This is a genomic window from Pseudoduganella lurida, from assembly GCF_007830455.1.
Lineage (GTDB): Bacteria > Pseudomonadota > Gammaproteobacteria > Burkholderiales > Burkholderiaceae_D > Rugamonas > Rugamonas lurida.
The window spans coordinates 27,204-45,666 of sequence record NZ_VLLB01000013.1 but is presented as its reverse complement, the minus strand read 5'-3'; the positions used below and the strand labels follow the sequence as shown (position 1 = coordinate 45,666).

At 66.5% G+C, this 18,463-nt stretch carries 16 protein-coding genes; 10 read left to right on the top strand and 6 right to left on the bottom strand.

The window, feature by feature from the left end:
- Positions 1-8: 8 nt before the first annotated feature.
- The gene (locus IP91_RS24405; RefSeq protein ID WP_145652944.1) at positions 9-362 is read right to left on the bottom strand and encodes a nuclear transport factor 2 family protein; all 354 of its coding nucleotides are present in this window, start codon (positions 360-362) and stop codon (positions 9-11) included.
- Between the two features lie 192 nt (positions 363-554).
- Here IP91_RS24405 and IP91_RS24400 point away from each other — a divergent pair, with 192 nt between their 5' ends.
- The 6 genes from IP91_RS24400 (at position 555) to urtE (ending at position 7,398) form a co-directional block, all read left to right on the top strand.
- On the top strand, positions 555-1,676 hold the full coding sequence (locus IP91_RS24400; RefSeq protein WP_229474932.1) for a porin: 1,122 nt from the start codon (positions 555-557) through the stop codon (positions 1,674-1,676).
- A gap of 35 nt (positions 1,677-1,711) precedes the next feature.
- Complete coding sequence (gene urtA, locus IP91_RS24395) at positions 1,712-2,959, top strand: urea ABC transporter substrate-binding protein (protein WP_145652942.1); 1,248 nt, start codon at positions 1,712-1,714, stop codon at positions 2,957-2,959.
- Positions 2,960-3,168: 209 nt separating this feature from the next.
- Positions 3,169-4,773, top strand: a complete 1,605-nt coding sequence (gene urtB / locus IP91_RS24390; RefSeq protein ID WP_145652940.1) for an urea ABC transporter permease subunit UrtB — start codon at positions 3,169-3,171, stop codon at positions 4,771-4,773.
- Complete coding sequence (gene urtC / locus IP91_RS24385) at positions 4,770-5,903, top strand: urea ABC transporter permease subunit UrtC (RefSeq protein WP_145652938.1); 1,134 nt, start codon at positions 4,770-4,772, stop codon at positions 5,901-5,903. Before urtB ends, urtC begins: the two co-directional genes overlap by 4 nt.
- Positions 5,900-6,691 (top strand): urea ABC transporter ATP-binding protein UrtD, encoded by a 792-nt coding sequence (urtD, locus tag IP91_RS24380; RefSeq protein WP_145652936.1) that lies wholly within the window; start codon positions 5,900-5,902, stop codon positions 6,689-6,691. Before urtC ends, urtD begins: the two co-directional genes overlap by 4 nt.
- An 8-nt stretch (positions 6,692-6,699) precedes the next feature.
- Positions 6,700-7,398, top strand: a complete 699-nt coding sequence (gene urtE, locus IP91_RS24375) for an urea ABC transporter ATP-binding subunit UrtE (RefSeq protein WP_145652934.1) — start codon at positions 6,700-6,702, stop codon at positions 7,396-7,398.
- Positions 7,399-7,667: 269 nt separating this feature from the next.
- On the opposite strand, the gene IP91_RS24370 is transcribed toward urtE, so the two are convergent.
- Together IP91_RS24370 and IP91_RS24365 are read right to left on the bottom strand one after the other, a co-directional pair.
- Positions 7,668-8,609, bottom strand: a complete 942-nt coding sequence (locus tag IP91_RS24370; RefSeq protein WP_145652932.1) for a response regulator transcription factor — start codon at positions 8,607-8,609, stop codon at positions 7,668-7,670.
- Positions 8,593-12,024: a hybrid sensor histidine kinase/response regulator gene (locus tag IP91_RS24365; protein ID WP_145652930.1), complete on the bottom strand. Its 3,432-nt coding sequence runs from the start codon at positions 12,022-12,024 to the stop codon at positions 8,593-8,595. Before IP91_RS24365 ends, IP91_RS24370 begins: the two co-directional genes overlap by 17 nt.
- Positions 12,025-12,239: 215 nt before the next feature.
- Between IP91_RS24365 and IP91_RS26300 the strand changes: the two genes are divergently transcribed.
- The 3 genes from IP91_RS26300 to IP91_RS24350 all read left to right on the top strand — a co-directional run bounded on the left by IP91_RS26300 (position 12,240) and on the right by IP91_RS24350 (position 14,559).
- Positions 12,240-12,881, top strand: a complete 642-nt coding sequence (locus IP91_RS26300) for a hypothetical protein (protein ID WP_199754743.1) — start codon at positions 12,240-12,242, stop codon at positions 12,879-12,881.
- Between the two features lie 66 nt (positions 12,882-12,947).
- Positions 12,948-14,285, top strand: coding sequence for a GGDEF domain-containing protein (locus IP91_RS24355; RefSeq protein WP_145652928.1), 1,338 nt, complete (start codon positions 12,948-12,950; stop codon positions 14,283-14,285).
- 64 nt (positions 14,286-14,349) lie between these two features.
- The gene (locus IP91_RS24350; protein WP_145652926.1) at positions 14,350-14,559 is read left to right on the top strand and encodes a hypervirulence associated TUDOR domain-containing protein; all 210 of its coding nucleotides are present in this window, start codon (positions 14,350-14,352) and stop codon (positions 14,557-14,559) included.
- A 17-nt stretch (positions 14,560-14,576) separates the two neighbouring features.
- On the opposite strand, the gene IP91_RS24345 is transcribed toward IP91_RS24350, so the two are convergent.
- Positions 14,577-14,960, bottom strand: coding sequence for a MerR family transcriptional regulator (locus IP91_RS24345; protein WP_145652924.1), 384 nt, complete (start codon positions 14,958-14,960; stop codon positions 14,577-14,579).
- 76 nt (positions 14,961-15,036) lie between these two features.
- Between IP91_RS24345 and IP91_RS24340 the strand changes: the two genes are divergently transcribed.
- The gene (locus tag IP91_RS24340; protein ID WP_145652922.1) at positions 15,037-15,963 is read left to right on the top strand and encodes an alpha/beta fold hydrolase; all 927 of its coding nucleotides are present in this window, start codon (positions 15,037-15,039) and stop codon (positions 15,961-15,963) included.
- Between the two features lie 260 nt (positions 15,964-16,223).
- Here IP91_RS24340 and IP91_RS24335 read toward each other — a convergent pair whose 3' ends face one another.
- Both IP91_RS24335 and IP91_RS24330 read right to left on the bottom strand, forming a co-directional pair.
- On the bottom strand, positions 16,224-17,339 hold the full coding sequence (locus IP91_RS24335; RefSeq protein ID WP_158643198.1) for a ScyD/ScyE family protein: 1,116 nt from the start codon (positions 17,337-17,339) through the stop codon (positions 16,224-16,226).
- A 209-nt stretch (positions 17,340-17,548) separates the two neighbouring features.
- Entirely contained in the window at positions 17,549-18,457 is a 909-nt protein-coding gene (locus tag IP91_RS24330; RefSeq protein WP_145652918.1) for an alpha/beta fold hydrolase, read from the bottom strand.
- Positions 18,458-18,463: the final 6 nt, after the last annotated feature.

The following is an 18,463-nucleotide window of genomic DNA, read 5'->3' as shown; positions in this document are numbered from 1 at the left end:
GTCCAGGGTCATTTCGCCACTTCGATGACAAACGCCCTCAGCTCGACCATTTTGCCGTCCCGGAAGCGCCACACGTCGCAGTAGGCATTGCGGGTCGGCTTTCCGTCCGCATCCTTCCCCTCGATATCGCCCAGCGCCGCAACGAAGTCGCCGTCGCCGATCAGGTTGTGCACGGTGAAGCTGGGCGGCTGCGTGTATTCCTTCGCCATCCAGGCGCGCACCGCCCCCTTGCCGTGCAGCGTTTCCGCTCCCACCGTCGACCATGCGATGTCTTCCGCACAGAAGGCCAGGAAACCTTCGTTGTCGCCGGCGGTGACGGCCGCATTGGCCTGCTGTAAAACGGATTTGTTCAGTTCGGACATGGCAGCGCTCCTTGCTTGGGACGGGCAGGGAAGTGTAGCCAGTTCCGGCAAATGACGGCTGACGGATAGTTTGCTTTCCGCGGCCGCCCTCGCTCGACCGTATCCGCAACACCACTACGTCACCTGACGTATGTTCCTCCCGCCCCCCAGTCGCGATGATGGTGCAACAACATCAAAACGAAAGGGATGGGCATGAAGGCTACGAGCAAACGGGGGTTGCAGGTCGCGCTGCTGCTGGCGACGCTGGGCGCTGCCGCGCAGCAGGCGCAGGCCGGCGCCACGATCAACTTCGGCGAAGACAAGTCCGTCAGCGTGGGTTTCGGCCTGCGCGAGAGCTATACCCGCGCCGAATCGGGCGCGCCGGACGGCTCCCATTCGAACGACTTCAACCTGGACAGCGCCCGGCTGTACCTGGGCGGGAAGCTGAGCAAGAACATCGGCGGCATGCTCAATACCGAATGGGACGGCGACCGCATCCGCGTGCTCGATGCCGCCGGCCAGTTCGCCATCTCGCCGGAGCTGAACATCTGGGCCGGCCGCCTGCTGTCGCCGAGCGACCGCGCCAACATGGCGGGGCCGTACTACTCGCTGGGCGGCGGCTACTGGGCCGGCGTGGCTTCGCGCTACGGCTACAACGGCGGCATCTTCCGCGGCCGCGATGACGGCGTCGTCGTCTGGGGCAATGCGCTCGACGGCAAGCTGGGTTACTCGTTCGGCGCCTTCGAAGGCCACACCTTCGGCATCGGCTCCATGACGCAAAGCGAAGCAAAGGCCGCCGGCATCAGGGCGTCCGACAAGCTGATGTACGCGGGCCGCCTGCAATACGACTTCTGGGAAGCGGAACCGGGCTACTACGGCACCGGCAACTACCTGGGCGAGAAGGACATCCTCGCCATCGGCGTGGCGGGCCGCCAGCAGAGCGACGGCGTGCTGACCACCGGCGGCATCGGCAGCTACAAGTCCTGGAACGTCGACTTCCTGCTGGAGAAGAAGCTCGCCGCCGGCAGCGGCGTGTCGCTGGAAGCGGCCTACTACGACTACGACACGGGCGACGTGATCCTGTCCGAGCAGGGCAACGCCTGGTCGGCCGGTGCCGGCTACATCTTCCCCGTCCCGAAAGGCCGCCTGCAGCCGTTCGTGCGCTTCCAGAAGTTCTCCGCCGATACCGGCATCGACACGCGCCAGGAAGACGCCGGCGTGAACTGGATCATCGACGGCTACAACGCCCAGCTGGGCGCGCTGTTCTCGCGCACGAAAGTCACGCGCAACGACAGCCAGTCGAAATTCGCCGTCGCGCTGCAGCTGCAGTACTGATCAATCTTCCCAATCACCATCGCAAGAGGAACACCATGCAAACACGCCGCATCTTCATCTCTGCCATCGCCGCCGCTGCCGCCTTCGTCGCCTCCGGCCTGCCTGCCTACGCCGCCGACACCATCAAGGTCGGCATCCTGCACTCGCTGTCGGGCACGATGGCGATCTCCGAAACATCGCTGAAGGACGTGGCGCTGATGACGATCGACGAGATCAACGCCAAGGGCGGCGTGAACGGCAAGAAGCTCGAGGCCGTCGTCGTCGATCCCGCCTCGAACTGGCCGCTGTTCGCCGAGAAGGCCCGCCAGCTGGTCGTGAAGGACAAGGTCGCCGCGGTGTTCGGCTGCTGGACGTCGGTGTCGCGCAAGTCCGTGCTGCCGGTCTTCAAGGAGACCAACAACCTGCTGTTCTACCCGGTGCAGTACGAAGGCGAGGAGCTGGAGAAGAACGTGTTCTACACGGGCGCCGCGCCGAACCAGCAGGCCATTCCCGCCGTCGAATACCTGATGAGCAAGGATGGCGGCGGCGCCAAGCGCTTCGTGCTGCTGGGGACGGACTACGTGTACCCGCGCACGACGAACAAGATCCTGCGCGCCTTTTTGAAGTCGAAGGGCGTGAAGGACAGCGACATCCAGGAGGTCTACACGCCGTTCGGCCACGCCGACTACCAGACCATCGTCGCCAACATCAAGAAGTTCTCCGCCGGCGGCAAGACGGCCGTCGTCTCCACGATCAACGGCGACTCCAACGTGCCGTTCTATAAAGAGCTGGGCAACGCCGGCCTGAAAGCCACCGACGTGCCGGTCGTCGCCTTCTCGGTGGGCGAGGAAGAACTGCGCGGCGTGGACACCAAGCCGCTGCTGGGCCACCTGGCAGCCTGGAACTACTTCGAATCCGTGAAGAACCCTGTGAACACGGAGTTCGTGAAGAAGTGGAAGGCCTACGCCAAGGCGAAGAAACTGCCGAATGCGGAAAGCGCCGTGACGAACGACCCGATGGAAGCGACCTATGTCGGCATCCACATGTGGGCGCAGGCGGTCGAGAAGGCCAAGTCGACGGACACCGACAAGGTCATCGCCGCGATGGGTGGCCAGACCTTCAAGGCCCCCTCCGGCTACACGCTGACGATGGACGCCACCAACCACCACCTGCACAAGCCCGTGATGATCGGCGAGATCAAGGGCGACGGCCAGTTCTCCGTGGTCTGGAAAACGAAGGAACCGGTGCGCGCGCAACCCTGGAGCCCGTTCATTTCGGGTAACGAGAGCAAGCAGAAGCTGTAACGCAGTAGCCGTTCGAGCCGCGCGGCGCCTGTAGCGGCCCGCGGCTTGTCCTGGTGTCTGACACCTTAGGGTGTCAGGAAGGAGTGCTGGCCTGCAGGCCGGCACCGCTTCGCAGGCAGGGAGCCGTGCTCCCGGAACCCCCTGCTGCGCCACCGGTTTTTTCATCCGGCAGTCCCAATCCGTACCGCCCCAATTCTTCAAGGCTCACCATGGCGTACTTCCTCCGATATCTGCTGGCCTGCCTGGCCTGCTGCTGCATGCTCGCCCACGCCGCCATCGACCCCGCCCTCCTGCAACCCCTGGCCGGCGACGACCCCGATGCCCGTATTGAAGCCGTCGGCCGCATCGCCGCGCTGGCCAACGCCGATGCGCGCAAGGTGCTGCAGGCGCTGCAGGACGAAACGCTGTACGCCAACGCGGCGGGCGACATTTTCGTCATCGCCGACGAGCAGGCCTGGAACCCGGCCACCGGCGCCACCGGCCCGGTGCCGGACGGCGTCGATGGCGTCGTCGTCAACAACCGCCTGCGCAGCGCACTGGAAGGCGCACTGTCCGGCATGGCACTTTTTTCGTCCGATGTGGCGCAGCGCCGCGCCGCCGCCCACGCGCTGCAGGAAACCGGCGCCGAACCGGCGGCCTTGCCGCTGCTGAACAAGGCGCTGGCCGTGGAAACCGATCCGCAAACGAAGGAGGTGCTGCGCGGGCTGATCGCCGTCGCCAACCTGCACGCGGCCGATCCGGCCGTCCGCAAGGCCGCCGTGATCGCGCTGGCCGACGACGGCAGCGCCACGCTGCGCCCCGTGCTGCAGGCCATGCTGGACAAGAACCCGGATGGCAGCTTCAAGGAATCGGACAGCGAGCTGCGCGCCGCCGCCGAACTGACCCTGCGCGCCATCGACGGCCGCGCCACCCGCGCCGAAATCGTCGGCAACCTGTTCTATGGTGTGTCGCTGGGCAGCGTGCTGCTGCTGGCCGCGCTGGGCCTGGCCATCACGTTCGGCCTGATGGGCATCATCAACATGGCGCACGGCGAGCTGCTGATGATCGGCGCCTACACCACCTACGTGGTGCAGTCGCTGTTCCGCCAGTACCTGCCGGGTGCATTGGACTGGTACCTGGTCGCTGCGCTGCCGGCCGCCTTCCTGGTGGCGTTCGGCGTCGGCGTGCTGCTGGAGCGCACCGTGATCCGCTTCCTGTACGGCCGGCCGCTGGAAACCCTGCTGGCCACCTGGGGCATCTCGCTGATCCTCATGCAGCTGGTGCGCACCGTGTTCGGCGCGCAGAACGTGGAAGTGGCCAATCCTTCGTGGATGGCCGGCGGCGTGACCGTCATGGGCTCGCTCGTGCTGCCCTACAGCCGCATCGTGATCATCGCCTTTGCCGCCTGCGTGGTCGGTGCCGTGTGGCTGATCCTCAATAAGACCCGGCTCGGCCTGTTCGTGCGCGCCGTGATGCAGAACCGCCGCATGGCCGACTGCGTGGGCGTGCCGACCAGCCGCATCGACATGATGACGTTCGGCCTCGGCTCCGGCATCGCCGGCCTGGGCGGCGTGGCGCTGTCCCAGATCGGCAACGTGGGGCCGGACCTGGGCCAGGCCTATATCGTGGACTCGTTCATGGTGGTGGTGCTGGGCGGCGTGGGCCAGCTGGCCGGCACGATCATCGGCGCGCTCGGCCTCGGCGAAGTCAACAAATTCCTCGAGCCGGTGGCAGGGGCCGTGCTGGCCAAGATCGCCATCCTCGTCTTCATCATCATCTTCATCCAGCGCCGTCCGCAGGGGCTGTTCGCGCTGAAAGGCAGGAGTGTGGAATGAAACACGCGTCATTGTTCTCGAAATCCGCGTGGACGGCGCTGGTCGTCGTCACCGTGGTTGCCGCGCTTTTGCCATGCCTGAACCTGGTCTTCCCGGATGGCCACGCGCTGCACGTCTCCGGCTATGTGCTGAGCCTTGTCGGCAAGTTCATGTGCTACGCGCTGGCCGCGCTGGCGCTGGACCTGGTGTGGGGCTATACCGGCATCCTGTCGCTGGGCCATGGCGTGTTCTTCGCGCTGGGCGGCTATGCGCACGGCATGTACCTGATGCGCGCCATCGGCCGCGATGGCGTCTACCAGTCGAACCTGCCGGACTTCATGGTCTTCCTGGACTGGAAGACCTATCCCTGGTACTGGGCCATGACGGACAGCTTCTGGTACTGCATGCTGCTGGTCGTGCTGGTGCCGGGCGTGCTGGCCTTCGTGTTCGGCTACTTCGCGTTCCGCTCGCGCATCAAGGGGGTGTACTTCTCGATCATCACGCAGGCGATGACGTATGCGTTCATGCTGCTGTTCTTCCGTAACGATACCGGTTTCGGCGGCAACAACGGCTTCACGGACTTCAAGCGCATCCTCGGCTACAGCATCACCGCGCCGGAAACGCGCGCCGTGCTGTACCTCGTCACGCTGGTGCTGCTGGTGGGCGCGCTGCTGCTGTGCCGCTGGATCGTCACGTCGCGCCTCGGCCGCGTGCTGCAGGCCGTGCGCGATTCCGAATCGCGGCTGATGTTCATCGGCTACAACCCCCTGTGGTTCAAGCTGTTCGTCTGGACGCTGTCGGCCGTGCTGTGCGGGATCGCCGGCGCGCTGTACGTGCCGCAGGTCGGCATCATCAACCCGTCCGAGATGTCGCCGGCGAACTCGATCGAGATGGTGGTCTGGGCCGCCGTGGGCGGGCGCGGCACGCTGGTCGGCCCGATCATCGGCGCATTCACCGTCAATGGCCTGAAAAGCTGGTTCACCGCCGCGTTCCCGGACCTGTGGCTGTTCGCACTGGGCCTGCTGTTCATCCTCGTCACGCTGTTCATGCAGAAGGGCATCCTGGGACTGATCGGCAAACTGAAACGCGAAGCGCCTGCACCGGAAGAAGCGGTGGCAGCGGCGCAGGAATCCACGAAGGAGGTCGCATGAACACGCTCGCCAGCGCCGTCAAGCGCGAAGGGCTCGATACCACGCACGGCGCGATCCTGTACCTGAACGACATCACGGTCTCGTTCGACGGTTTCAAGGCCATCAACAAGCTCAATCTGGATATCTCGGTGGGAGAGCTGCGCTGCATCATCGGCCCGAACGGTGCGGGCAAGACGACGATGATGGATGTGATCACCGGGAAGACGCGGCCCACCTCCGGCACCGCCTTCTTCGGCCAGAACTACGATCTGGCCACGATGACGGAATACGAGATCGCCCATGCCGGCATCGGCCGCAAGTTCCAGCGGCCCACCGTGTTCGAGCAGCACACGGTGTTCGAGAACCTGGAGCTGGCCATGAAGATGGACAAGCGCGTGCGGCCGACCTTGTTCGCGCGGCTGACGTCCGAACAGGAAGGCAAGATCGACGCCATCCTGCGCCAGATCCGCCTGAACGGTTCGGAACACCGCCTGGCCGGCCTGCTGTCGCACGGCCAGAAGCAGTGGCTGGAGATCGGCATGCTGCTGATGCAGGAGCCGCAGCTGATCCTGCTGGACGAGCCGGTGGCCGGCATGTCCGATGCCGAAACGGCGCGCACCGCCGAGCTGCTCAACGAACTGCGCGGCAAGCATTCGATCATGGTGGTGGAACACGACATGGGATTCGTGACCGAGATCGCGCAGCAGGGCAAGGTGACCGTGCTGCACGAGGGCTCGGTGCTGGCCGAGGGCCGCATGGACCAGGTGCAGGCCGACGAACGCGTGATCGATGTGTACCTGGGACGATAGGAAAGCATATGCTGCAAGTCGAAGGAGTGAACCAGTACTACGGCTCGTCGCACACGTTGCGCGGGGTGTCGCTGGATGTGAAGAAGGGCGAATGCATGGCGCTGCTGGGCCGTAACGGCGTCGGCAAGACCACGCTGCTGAAATGCCTGATGGGCGTGCTGCCCGTCGCGCGCGGCAGGGTGCAGTGGAACGGCCGCGACATCACGAAGCTGAAGCCGCACCAGCGCGCCCGCGCCGGCATCGCCTACGTGCCGCAAGGCCGCGAGATCTTTGCACGGCTCACGGTGCAGGAGAACCTGCTGATGGGGATGGCCACGCTGTCGTCGCGACAGGCCGCATCGATCAGCGGTGAAGTGTATGAGCTGTTCCCGGTGCTGAAGGAGATGCTGCACCGGCGCGGCGGCGATTTATCGGGCGGCCAGCAACAGCAGCTGGCCATTGCCAGGGCCCTGCTGCAGAAGCCGCAGCTGATCATCCTCGACGAGCCGACCGAAGGCATCCAGCCGTCGATCATCAAGGACATCGGCCGCGTCATCACGCTGCTGCGCGAGCGGGGCGATATCGGCATCCTGCTGTGCGAGCAGTACTTCGACTTCGCCCACGAGCTGGCCGACAAGTTCGTCGTCCTGTCGCGCGGCGAAGTCGTGGCCGCCGGCGGCAAGGAGGAGATGGGCGGGGAGCATGTGCGCAGGCACCTGGCCGTCTGACAGCCGGGTCGTGTCACATAGCGCATGGCCAGGCCAGATGTCGCCAGAAACGCGTGAGCAGCGGGGTCTGTCCCCGGTAAGTATGGGCTGCAGTGCTGGCAAGCGGCGTGTTCCAGGGGACTGACCCCAGCCTTTCGTCGACCCCTCGAAAGCGCTCGCAAAAAGCTGGGGTCAGTCCCCTGAATGAGGCCGCCAGCGAGCGCGGGAGCTGACGCTTGCCGGGGACAGACCCCTGTGACGCACACGCCAACCGCGACGTCGAGTGCCGCCTAAACCTCCGCCACCGCCGGCGAAGCGGCCCGCATGCGGTTCAGCGCCAGCGCGGCGGCAGCCGTGCGCGTCTCGACGCCCAGCTTGTGGAACACGTGCTCGAGGTGCTTGTTGACGGTGCGGGGCGAGGTGCCGAGGATATCGCCGATGTCCCGGTTGGTCTTGCCCATCATGACCCAGTGCAGCACTTCGGACTCGCGCTGCGTGAGCTTGAGGAGTGCCATCAGCGCCTGCACGCGCGCGGTATCCGACTCCTCGCGCAGCACGATCATCCACTGCTCGCTGTTGCTCATGTCGGCGACCGTGAAGACGAGGCGCGACGAGCCCTTGGTCACGGTGAGCGGCGCTGCACATTCGCCGCCAAGCAGCCAGTCCGTCAGCGCACCCGGCGTGCCGCTCACCGGCACGCCGTCGGGCAGCGTGAAGTACTGCGCCATCCACTGCCGCGCCAGCGGCGTCTGCCAGACGACGCGGCCATCGTGCGGCGTCACGGCCAGCATCGCGTTGCCGAACGCGTCGAGCGCGCTGCGGGCCTGGTTCATCAGGCGCGCAGTCTGCAGGTGGGCGCCGATGCGTGCCAGTACCTCGCTTTGCCGCACGGGCTTCGTCACGTAGTCGGTCCCGCCCGCGTCGAAAGCGGCCACCACGTGCTCGGGTTCCGTCAGCCCCGTCATGAAGACGATGGGGATGGCGCGCGTGACCATGCTGGCGCGCAGCCGGCGGCAGACTTCGAAGCCGTCCATGCCGGGCATCATCGCATCGAGCAGGATGATGTCCGGCACCAGCTGCTGCGCGCGCTCCAGCGCGGCGGCGCCGTTGTTGGCGACGAGGACGGTGAAGCCCGCTTCGTCCAGCGCATCGTGCAGCACGGCGAGGTTTTCCGGCACGTCGTCGACGATCAGCACGATGTGGCCGGCCTGGCGGTCAAGTGGTTTCGACATGCGGTTTCTCCAGATAGCGTGACATGGCCTCCAGGTCGAAGCGCAGCGCGTGGCCGCGCATCGTTTCGGTGAAGGCGGTGAAGGCGGGGCCGAGGGCGGCGATCTCGTCGAGCTGGCGCTGGATGCCGCGCACGTAGCCCATCGCCAGCTGGCCGCGCAGCGCATCGATCTGTTCGGCGGGTGGCCACGCCGCGGCGACCGGCGCCGGTGGCTGCACGGTCACGGCGGGCGGCGCCTGGGTGGTCCAGTCGAGCTGCAGCCGCCGGCCGATCCGCTCCAGCAGCTCCGCCACGTTGACGGGCTTGACGATGAAGTCTTCCGCCGGAATGCCGGCCGGGTTCTCCAGTCCCTTGTCGTAGGCATTGGCCGAAACGATCAGGATCGGCACCGGCGACTCGTGCACGGTGCGGATGATGCGGCTTGCTTCCCAGCCGTCGATGCCGGGCATGGCCAGGTCCATCAGGATCAGGTCCGGCTTGAAGCCCTGATACATCGCCAGGCATTCCTGGCCCGACTGCGCCTGCGCCGTCTCGAAGCCCAGCGGCGCGAGGATGTTCACCAGCAGCTCGCGGTCCACCTGTTCGTTGTCGACGACGAGCACTTTCCGGCGCGGCCCCGCATACCCGGTGCGCAGCAGGCCCGGCGCGGTCGCCAGCGTGGCGCCGTGCACGCGCGGCAGCCGCACGCGGATGGTGAACTTGCTGCCCTGGCCCGGGATACTGTCCAGCTCCAGCTGGCCGCCCATCAGGCCGGTGAGCATCTTGCTGATCGGCAGGCCGAGGCCCGTGCCGGAGGCGGCGCCCGCCTCGTTGCCCGCGCTGCCCCGCGAGAACGGCTCGAAGATGCGCTCGATCTCTTCGGGCAGGATGCCGGCGCCGGTGTCCTCGATCTCGAACGTGGCGAGGTCGCGCGTGTGCTTCACGCGCAGCGTTATGGTGCCGCGCTGCGTGAACTTCACGGCATTGCCAAGGATGTTGATGAGGATCTGGCCGAGGCGCTTGCGGTCGGCGCGCACGATATGGGGCAAGGCGATGGCCGGCTCGTAGCGGAACACGAGGCCCTTGCCGGTGGCCTGCTGCTCGAACATGCGCACCAGCTGGCCGATGAATTCGTGGAAGTCCAGCTCGCGCATGTCGAAGCTGAACTTGCCGCCTTCGATGCGGGCGATGTCCAGCGTGCCTTCGATCAGCGACAGCAGGTGCTCGCCGCTGCCGCGGATCACGCGGATCGCCTGCTGGCGGTGGTTGGGAATCGTGGGGTCGTTGTCCAGCAGCTGGGCGTAGCCGAGGATGCTGTTGAGCGGCGTGCGGATCTCGTGGCTGATGCCGGCGATGTAGCGGCTCTTGGCCTGGTTGGCCTGGTCCGCCTGCTTCTTCGCGGTCTGCAGCGCCGCATCCGTCTTCCCGTGCAGCTCGATCTCGCGCATCAGCAGGCTGGTTTGCCGGTTCGATTCCTCCTGGGCCACCTCGCGGCTCTTGCTGGTGAGGACCAGCCACCACGCCACGATGCCGCTGGCCAGCAGCAGCGCGCCGAACAGCTTCAGGTACGCCACCTTCAGTGCCGGCAGCAGCGCCACGCCGGCGGCACCGAGCACGTTCTGTTCGTGCACATACAGCAGGCCAAGCAGGGCGCCGAGGAACAGCACGGTGACCATCATCAGCAGCAGGTAGTGGGCCAGGCCGCTTGTCATGTAAGGCCACATGGATGCGGGCAGCAGCTTCTTCATCGCGCTTTCCCACTGGTGGGAGAAACGCGCGTGCGGCTTGCAGCCGTCGTTGCAGCGCGCGTCCAGGCAGCAGCACAGCGAGCAGATGGGACCCTGGTAGGCCGGGCAGTGTGCCATGTCCTCCGTCTCGTATTCCTTCTCGCAGATGCAGCACACCTCGCTGCGCGTGGCGGCGCTCCAGGTGTGGGCGGGCCGCGCCAGGTAGTACTTCCCGCGTGTGGCCCAGGCGATCAATGGCGACGTCACCAGCGCGGTGCCCAGCGCGATGAACGCCGAGAAGGCCTGCACCTGCGCGCCGAACAGGCCCGTGAACGCGGCGATCGACAGCACGGAGGCCAGCAGCATGGCGCCCACGCCGACCGGGTTGATGTCGTACAGGTAGGCGCGGCGGAACTCGATGCCGGCCGGGGACAGGCCCAGCGGCTTGTTGATGACGAGGTCCGCCACCACGGCGGTGATCCACGCGATGGCGATATTCGAGTACAGGCCCAGCACCTGGTCCAGCGCCTGGAACACGTCCAGCTCCATCAGCAGCACGGCGATCAGCGCATTGAACACGGCCCACACCACGCGGCCCGGATGGCTGTGCGTCAGCCGCGCGAAGAAGTTCGACCATGCCAGCGAGCCCGCATAGGCATTGGTCATGTTGATCTTGATCTGCGAGATGATGACGAACAGCGCCGTGGCGAAGATGGCGATGGTCGGACTGTCGAACACCTGCCCGAAGCCGGCCAGGTACATCGTGTTCGGATTCACCGCCTCGGCGAGCGACGCGCCGCCCTCGATCGCCAGCAGCGCGAGCAGGGCGCCACCCAGCATCTTCAGGATGCCGAGCACGATCCAGCCCGGTCCCGCGGCCAGCACCCCGAGGTGCCAGCGCAGCCGGTTTTCCTTCGTCTGCTCCGGCATGAAGCGCAGGAAATCGACCTGTTCGCCGATCTGCGTGATGAGCGCCACGCCCACGGCCGTGGCGGCACCGAACATGAGCATGTTGAAGCCGCCGTTCTGCGGCGACTGGCCCGTGAAGTGCACCAGCTGGCCCAGGAGTCCCGGCTGCTTGTGCAGGATGGCGATGAAGGGCAGCGCCAGCAGCACCAGCCAGACGGGCTGGCTGATCATCTGGATGCGGCTGATCAGCGTGACGCCGTGCGTCACCAGCGGGATGACGATCAGCGCGCTGACCAGGTAGCCGAGATACAGGGGAAGATGGAAATAAAGCTCCAGGGCATACGCCATGATCGCCGCTTCCAGCGCGAACAGGATGAACGTGAACGAGGCATACACGAACGAGGAGATCGTCGACCCGATGTAGCCGAAGCCCGCGCCGCGCGTGAGCAGGTCCATGTCCACGCCATGGCGCGCCGCATAGTAGCTGATCGGCAGCCCGGTCAGGAAGATGATCAGGCCGACGGTGAGGATGGCCCAGAACGCGTTGATGAAGCCGTAGTTGACGGCGATGGTGCCGCCGATCGCCTCCAGGACGAGGAAGGAGATGGCGCCGAACGCGGTGTTCGACACGCGGAACACGGACCATTTGCGAAACGAGCGGGGCGTGTAGCGCAGCGCGTAATCCTCGATGGTCTCGCTGGCCACCCAGGTGTTGTAGTCGCGGCGGATCTTGACGATGCGTTGTGGCGGCTCGTAGTCGCCGGGCGGGACATTGATGCTTTTCGGTGCGGCAGTCGTCATGTTTCGGGGAGTCGTGGCACAAATTGGTGCGCTGGAGGCGCCTGTGAGCACGAATGGTGCGCAAATGCATTCTTTGTAAGCAAGAATCCTGCCTGCAACTGGGCAGTGGCACAGGCGTGGGGTAGCCATAGCGCGGACCCTGCCGTGTGGCCCCGATCGGCCCGGGCTCAGTACACTCGCTCCATCGAAACGAGACCGGAGCGGCCGTGCGCTACATGGATTTCAGTTCCTGGCAGGCGATCCTGACGACCTTCCTCAGCCTGGCCATCTTCACGCTGGTGGGCGTGGGCATCCGCGTGCTGATGATGCAGACGGTGCAGCAGCGCCGCGAGCGCATGAACCGCCAGATCAACGAGCGCCTGAAGACGCTGATCGCCGCGTACCGCACGCTGGGCGGCTCGTTCACGGGCGAGCTGACCGTCCATCCGACCCACCTGCGCGACCTGAAGGGCCAGCCGCCGGAGGCGGTGACCAGTTCCGATCGCTCCCGGCGCGTGCGCGATGCCGTGGAAGCGGCCCTGTCGGACATCCTGCTGCTCGGCACCGAGGAACACTGCCGCCTGGCCGGCCTGGCCGCGGCGGACATGGCGGCGGGCCGCCCCATCCATACCGCCGAACTGGTGATCGCATTGCGCGACTTCATCCGCGAGGCGCTGGACCTAGGCCCGATTCCGGCGGACGTGACGATTCCGCTGCAGGGGCCGACCCGCACGCAGGGCGGCGCCGGCAACCGGGCCAAGGGCGAAGCGGGCGGCAAGGGCGGAGGTGGAGGTGGCGGAGGTGAAGGTGGCGGAGGTGGTGGAGGAGGCGGTGGAGCCCTCGAACACCGCACTGAAGAGCATGATGCCACCAAGTAAAAGTTGTCAGCCGCTGGTCCGGCCTGAGGTAAGATCGTTTTTCACTTGTTCCTGGAAGCTGCGGCCATGACCAGCGATGCCACCCCGCCGTACAGGAATCCGCTGTACAAGAATCATGTCCTGCTCCTGTCGCAGAGCTTCTTCATCAAGGACAACCGGGACGAGCTGCTGCTGCACGCCCACAAGTACGACTTCGACATCGCCTTCTTCAACGAGGTCAGCCACTTCGTGTCGGCCATCGGCAACAGCCGCGACCACGACCTGTTCGTGATCGACCTCGATGCGCTGCACAACCTGCAGTCCGACATGCAGTCCAGCCGCAAGACGCTGATGCTGGGCGAGCTGCTGGAACGCCTGCCGGGCAACCACGATTACGTCTACCTGCAGTCGGCCCGGCAGGGCGGCCGCTTCCTCCTGCAGCAGCGCCTGGTCGACAGCCACTGCCTGGCGTACGCCGAAAAGCCGATTCCCAACGACGTGCTGGTCGACAAGCTGTTCAAGCTGTTCGTGCAGCGCAAGGGCGGCGACCTGGTGCGGCTGATCCACCTGGGCGACCCGACCGACCTGGACGAGGCGGCGCTGCTGCGCCAGCGCGTGGAAGTCATCCGCCATGCCGATGCGCACACGCTGCACCAGCGCGTCAAGGAGCTGCAGCCGGACATCGTGCTCATCGGCGCCGCCGAGTACGACCGCACCGAGGCCATCGCCCGCGTGCTGCAGAAGAACATCGAGGCCGATCCGGTGCGCGAGATCACGCTGCTGCAGCGCCGGCCTGACGAGGACCAGGCGCGCCGCGCGCTGGCCAGCGGCTTCGACGAGATCATGCCGCTGAGCGCGCCGGACCTGCTGACGGAGCAGCTGGTGCACCGCGCCAACAAGATCCGCGTCAGCAAGGACCTGATCGGCAAGGACCGCGCGACCGGCCTGCTCAACAAGGTGGGCCTGCAGAAGAAGGCGCAGGCGCTGATCCGCCAGGCCGCCCGCGACAACGTGCCGCTGGCCTACGGCGTGGTGGACATCGACAAGTTCAAGACCATCAACGACACCTGGGGCCACTCCTTCGGCGACATCGTCATCAAGCGCCTGTCGCTGACGCTGGCGCAGCAGGTCGGCGAACTGGACCTGCTGAGCCGCTTCGGCGGCGAGGAATTCGTCGTCGTGTTCTGGGACTGCACGCCCGCGCAGGGATGGCAGAAGCTCGATGCGCTCCGCCAGGCCTTCGGCGCGATCGCCTTCCAGGTGGCGCCGGGCGACGTCCGTCACTTTTCGTTCAGCGGCGGCATCGCGACCTATCCCGAGCAGCGCAGCGAAAACGAGCTGTTCCTGCGCGCCGACGCGATGCTGTACGAAGCCAAGCAGGCCGGCCGCAACCGCATCTGCCCGCCCGGCGATGCCATGGCGTAACGGGCTTGCCGCGATCGCGATCCATGGTCCAATGGTGCTTCCTCCACCCATGGGAAGGCACAGCATGACGGATTCATTCAAGGCCGGCGACAAGGTGCAGTGGCAGTCGTCGCAGGGCGTGGTGCACGGCACCGTCAAGAAGAAACTCACGGCGCACACCAGCATCAAGGGCCACGAGGTGGCCGCGTCGAAGGATCACCCCGAGTATCTCGTCGTCAGCGACAAGACCGGCGCCGAAGCGGCGCACAAGGCCAGTGCGCTGAAGAAAAGCTGAGGCCTGCCCACCGCCTGCTAGCGGGGCGGCGGCAGCTCGTCGCTCACCATGGCCCGCAGGCGGGCGCGGCGTTCTTCCAGGTCGGCGATCTGCCGCTCGATATCGGCCAGGCGCTTGCGCTGGACGGGCGTCGTCTCCGGACACATCGCCGCGCCTTCGATCAGGCGCATGCAGGCGGGAAAGCTGCGGATCTCGTCCAGATTGAACCCGCTGGCGATCAGCCGCTGGATCTGCCGCACCTGGGTCACGGCCGCGAGCGGAAAGACCCGGTAGCCATTGACGGCGCGCGCCGAACTCAGCAGGCCATTCTCGTCGTAATGACGGATCGAGCGCACGCTGACACCGGTCTGGCGTGCCAGTTCGCCGATCGACAGGGTGGCGGGAAGCAGCGAATCGTTCATGGTGCGAAAGGGCTTGACCCTCACATGGATGTGAGGCTTCAGGATAGCAGTTCTTCCAACGCCTGGAGCACTGCGCATGAACTCTCGTATCCATACCTCACTGCCTGCGGGCGCCGCCCGGCTGCTGCTGGCGATGCTGCTGCTGGCCTTCAATTGCCTGGCATACGGCGCCGAACGGCACTACACGGTCATCGCGCCGGACGGCGTCTCGCTGGCCGTCCAGGAGTCGGGTGATCCGGCCGGCCCGGCCATCCTCTTCATCCATGGCCTGCTGGGCAGCCGGCTGAACTGGGAACAGCAGGTCGCCAGCCCGGCATTGCAGCGGTACCGGCTGGTCACGTATGACCTGCGCGGTCACGGGCTTTCCGGCAAGCCCGCCGGTGCCGAAGCCTATCGCGAAGGACGCCGCTGGGCCGACGACCTCGCGGCCGTCATCGCCGCCATGGGGCGACCGGGCGCCCCGGCCAGGCCCGTGCTGGTGGGCTGGTCGCTGGGCGGGGCCGTCATCTCGAACTACCTGGCGGCCCATGGCGATGCCGCCATTGCCGGCGCGGTCTATGTGGACGGCGTCATCGAGCTGGCAGCCGACCAGATCACGCCGCACCCGCAGATCTACCGCGACGTGACCAGCCCCGACCTGAAAACGCACCTGGACGCCGAGCGGGCCTTCCTCGCCCTGTGCTTCCGGCGCCAGCCCGACGCCGTCACGTTCCAGCGCCTGCTGGCCAATGCCGCCATGGCGTCCTGGGACATGCAGACTGCCGTGCAGACGATGAGCGTGGCGGCCAGCGCGGGCCTCGGCAAGGCCCGCTTGCCGGTACTGCTGCTGTATGGTGCGCAGGATGCCCTGGTGCAGGCGGCGCCGGCCATCGCGCGCGCCAGGGCGATCAACCCGCGCGTGCGCAGCATCGTGTATGCGGACTCGGGCCACGCACCGTTCATCGAGGAGCCCGAACGCTTCAATCGCGACCTGGCAGCCTTCCTGCAAAGCCTGGGGCAGTGAGCGCGACGTAGTGCCTGATGTAGTGAGCCTGATGTAGTGAGCCTGATGTACTCAGCGCGATGCAGTTAGCCCGATGTGTTTAGCCGATCTAATCAGCCCGTCGTAATCAGCCGATGTGGAAAGCCCGATGTAGTAAGCCCGATGTAGTAAGCCCGATGTAGTAAGCCCGATGTAGTAAGCCCGATGGAGTATGCCCGCTGCAACAAGCGTGGTGCAATGAACGAGGTGCAACAAGCGGGGGGCATCGTGCGTCGTGCAGATCACTCCAGCCCGATCCGCACCACCTGCCCGCCATCGGGAAACGCCCCCGGCACTGGCCCGGGCACGATGCCGTTATTGGTCACGTACGCCGCTCCGTCCGGCCCGATCGCCAGCCCGCCCGGGAAGTACAGCCCGTCATAAATGAGCGTCTGTGATCCATCGCCGTTCACGCGGATCAGCTTGCCGGGTGTCTGCAGCGGCGGGCCGTCCGGCGCGCCCAGCCCGTTGCCGATCTGGAGCACATGCAGGCGCCCGTGCGCATCGAATGCCAGCCCGATGATGTTGGTGAAGCCGCTGGCGAATACTTCCGGCATGCCGCCTTCGGGCGGCACACGATATACGTTCGCCAGGCCGACGGGGAAGGGGAAGCCCGTCAGCTGCCCCACATACAGCCAGCCATCGGGCCCCTGCGCTACCGACGTGGGCACCGCCTGCATGGGAATGGTGGCGCCGGGCGGCAGGCCGAGGAAGGGCGGTGCCGGCACCTGGCGCGCCTCGAACACGGCCAGCGCCGTGACCACCCCGCCGGCATCGGCCTGCAGCAGGGCATTGGCGCCGGCATCGGCCACCACGTCGCGCGAGCCCAGCGCCAGCACGCCGTACGGATTGCTGTCCACGCCGCCGGGAACGGGATCGTTGTCCGCCTCGAAGCCGGCGATATCCGCATAGGCGAGCTTGTCGACGGCGCTGGCCGAGGAAGCCGTGGCGGCCGCCGGGAGCAGCGCCGGGGCCGGGATGCCGAACTGGCGCGGCCGGATCAGCTGGCCGAACAGCGCGGAGCGTGCGCCCAGGCCTTCCCGTTCCGCCGGATTGGCGGCCAGCCCGATCACGATCTTCGCCGTGCCGGATGGGCCGAACGAAACGCCTTGCGGGCCGATCGCGCCGAAGCCGTCCGGCGCGGCCAGCGAGGGCAGGCTGCGGATCACGCGCGTGACGTTGCGCTTGCCGTCCGGTGCGATGCGGGCGATGGCCCCCGTCTGGCCGTAGCAGGAATTCTGGCCATCGGACAGCACGATGCAGGTACCGTTGCCGCCGCGGCCCGCTTCGGCCACGTACAGCGCGCCATCGGGTGCGAAGGCGATGCCGCGGGGATTGACGAGGCCGGTCGCGATCACCTCCACCTGTGGCGCTGCCGCTGCTACCCCCGCCGCTGTTACCCCCGCCAGAAACAGACCGCCAGCCAGGGCCCTCCGCACAATGCAAACCGAATTCCCCATGACGCGCTCCTTTCAGAACAGACACGGACGCCGCGCACTGCCCGGCGCGGCGACATGCAGGTCAAGGTAGCACAGGGCTACTCATCGTCAAGGAAGCTCGACAGCAGTCATTGCGTGCCGGACCCGATGCTGCGCTCCAGGAACGCCAACATGGCGGCCGCGATCTCGTCGCCATGCGTTTCGATGGCGAAGTGGCCCGTGTCGAGGAAGCGCACCTCGGCCTGCGGGTTGTCGCGCCGGAAGGCTTCGGCACCGGGCGGCGTGAAGAACGGATCGTTCCGGCCCCAGATCGCCAGCGTGGGCGGCTGGTGGCGGCGGAAGAACGCGTGCAGCTCTGGATACTGCGCGACGTTGGAACCATAGTCGAGCAGCAGGTCCATCTGCGGCTCCACGCCGATGCGGTCGATGGCGGCGGCGGCCAGCTGGTACGTTTCCGGCGCGATCAGCGACGTGTCGCGCACGCCTTCCGTGTACTGCCAGCGCAGCATGTCCGGCGTGTTGAAGCGGCGCAGGGCTTCGCGGTTGGCGGCCGTCGGTTCGGCCCATGCCTTGCGCATGTCCGCCCAGCCGGCGCTCAGGCCCTCTTCGTAGGCATTACCGTTCTGGCTGACGATGGCGCTGATCTTCTGCGGATGCTTCACCGCCAGGCGCCAGCCGACCGGCGCGCCGTAGTCGAACACATAGATCGCGTAGCGCGCCAGGCCCTTGGCGGTCGTGAAGGCATCGATCACCTCCGCCAGGTTGTCGAAGGTGTAGCGGAAGTCCGGCGGGGTCGTGGTCTGGCCGAAGCCCGGCAGGTCGGGCGCGATCACGTGATAGTGCCGGGCCAGCTGCGGGATCAGGTTGCGGAACATGTGCGACGAGGCACCGAAGCCGTGCAGCAGCAGCACGGCCGGCGCCTGCGGCGCGCCCGCCTCGCGGTAGAACACGCTGGTACCCTGGACCTCCAGCGTGCGGTGATGAACGGGATCGCCAGCAACGTTGGCGGGGAAGGTGGTGGCGGCGATGGTGTCCATGACTGC

Excerpts from the sequence above, each read along its gene's own strand:
- IP91_RS24405 (WP_145652944.1), bottom strand. The coding sequence starts at position 362 with ATGTCCGAACTGAACAAATCCGTTTTACAGCAGGCCAATGCGGCCGTC.
- IP91_RS24400 (WP_229474932.1), top strand. The coding sequence starts at position 555 with ATGAAGGCTACGAGCAAACGGGGGTTGCAGGTCGCGCTGCTGCTGGCG.
- urtA (WP_145652942.1), top strand. The coding sequence starts at position 1,712 with ATGCAAACACGCCGCATCTTCATCTCTGCCATCGCCGCCGCTGCCGCC.
- urtB (WP_145652940.1), top strand. The coding sequence starts at position 3,169 with ATGGCGTACTTCCTCCGATATCTGCTGGCCTGCCTGGCCTGCTGCTGC.
- urtC (WP_145652938.1), top strand. The coding sequence starts at position 4,770 with ATGAAACACGCGTCATTGTTCTCGAAATCCGCGTGGACGGCGCTGGTC.
- urtD (WP_145652936.1), top strand. The coding sequence starts at position 5,900 with ATGAACACGCTCGCCAGCGCCGTCAAGCGCGAAGGGCTCGATACCACG.
- urtE (WP_145652934.1), top strand. The coding sequence starts at position 6,700 with ATGCTGCAAGTCGAAGGAGTGAACCAGTACTACGGCTCGTCGCACACG.
- IP91_RS24370 (WP_145652932.1), bottom strand. The coding sequence starts at position 8,609 with ATGTCGAAACCACTTGACCGCCAGGCCGGCCACATCGTGCTGATCGTC.
- IP91_RS24365 (WP_145652930.1), bottom strand. The coding sequence starts at position 12,024 with ATGACGACTGCCGCACCGAAAAGCATCAATGTCCCGCCCGGCGACTAC.
- IP91_RS26300 (WP_199754743.1), top strand. The coding sequence starts at position 12,240 with ATGGATTTCAGTTCCTGGCAGGCGATCCTGACGACCTTCCTCAGCCTG.
- IP91_RS24355 (WP_145652928.1), top strand. The coding sequence starts at position 12,948 with ATGACCAGCGATGCCACCCCGCCGTACAGGAATCCGCTGTACAAGAAT.
- IP91_RS24350 (WP_145652926.1), top strand. The coding sequence starts at position 14,350 with ATGACGGATTCATTCAAGGCCGGCGACAAGGTGCAGTGGCAGTCGTCG.
- IP91_RS24345 (WP_145652924.1), bottom strand. The coding sequence starts at position 14,960 with ATGAACGATTCGCTGCTTCCCGCCACCCTGTCGATCGGCGAACTGGCA.
- IP91_RS24340 (WP_145652922.1), top strand. The coding sequence starts at position 15,037 with ATGAACTCTCGTATCCATACCTCACTGCCTGCGGGCGCCGCCCGGCTG.
- IP91_RS24330 (WP_145652918.1), bottom strand. The coding sequence starts at position 18,457 with ATGGACACCATCGCCGCCACCACCTTCCCCGCCAACGTTGCTGGCGAT.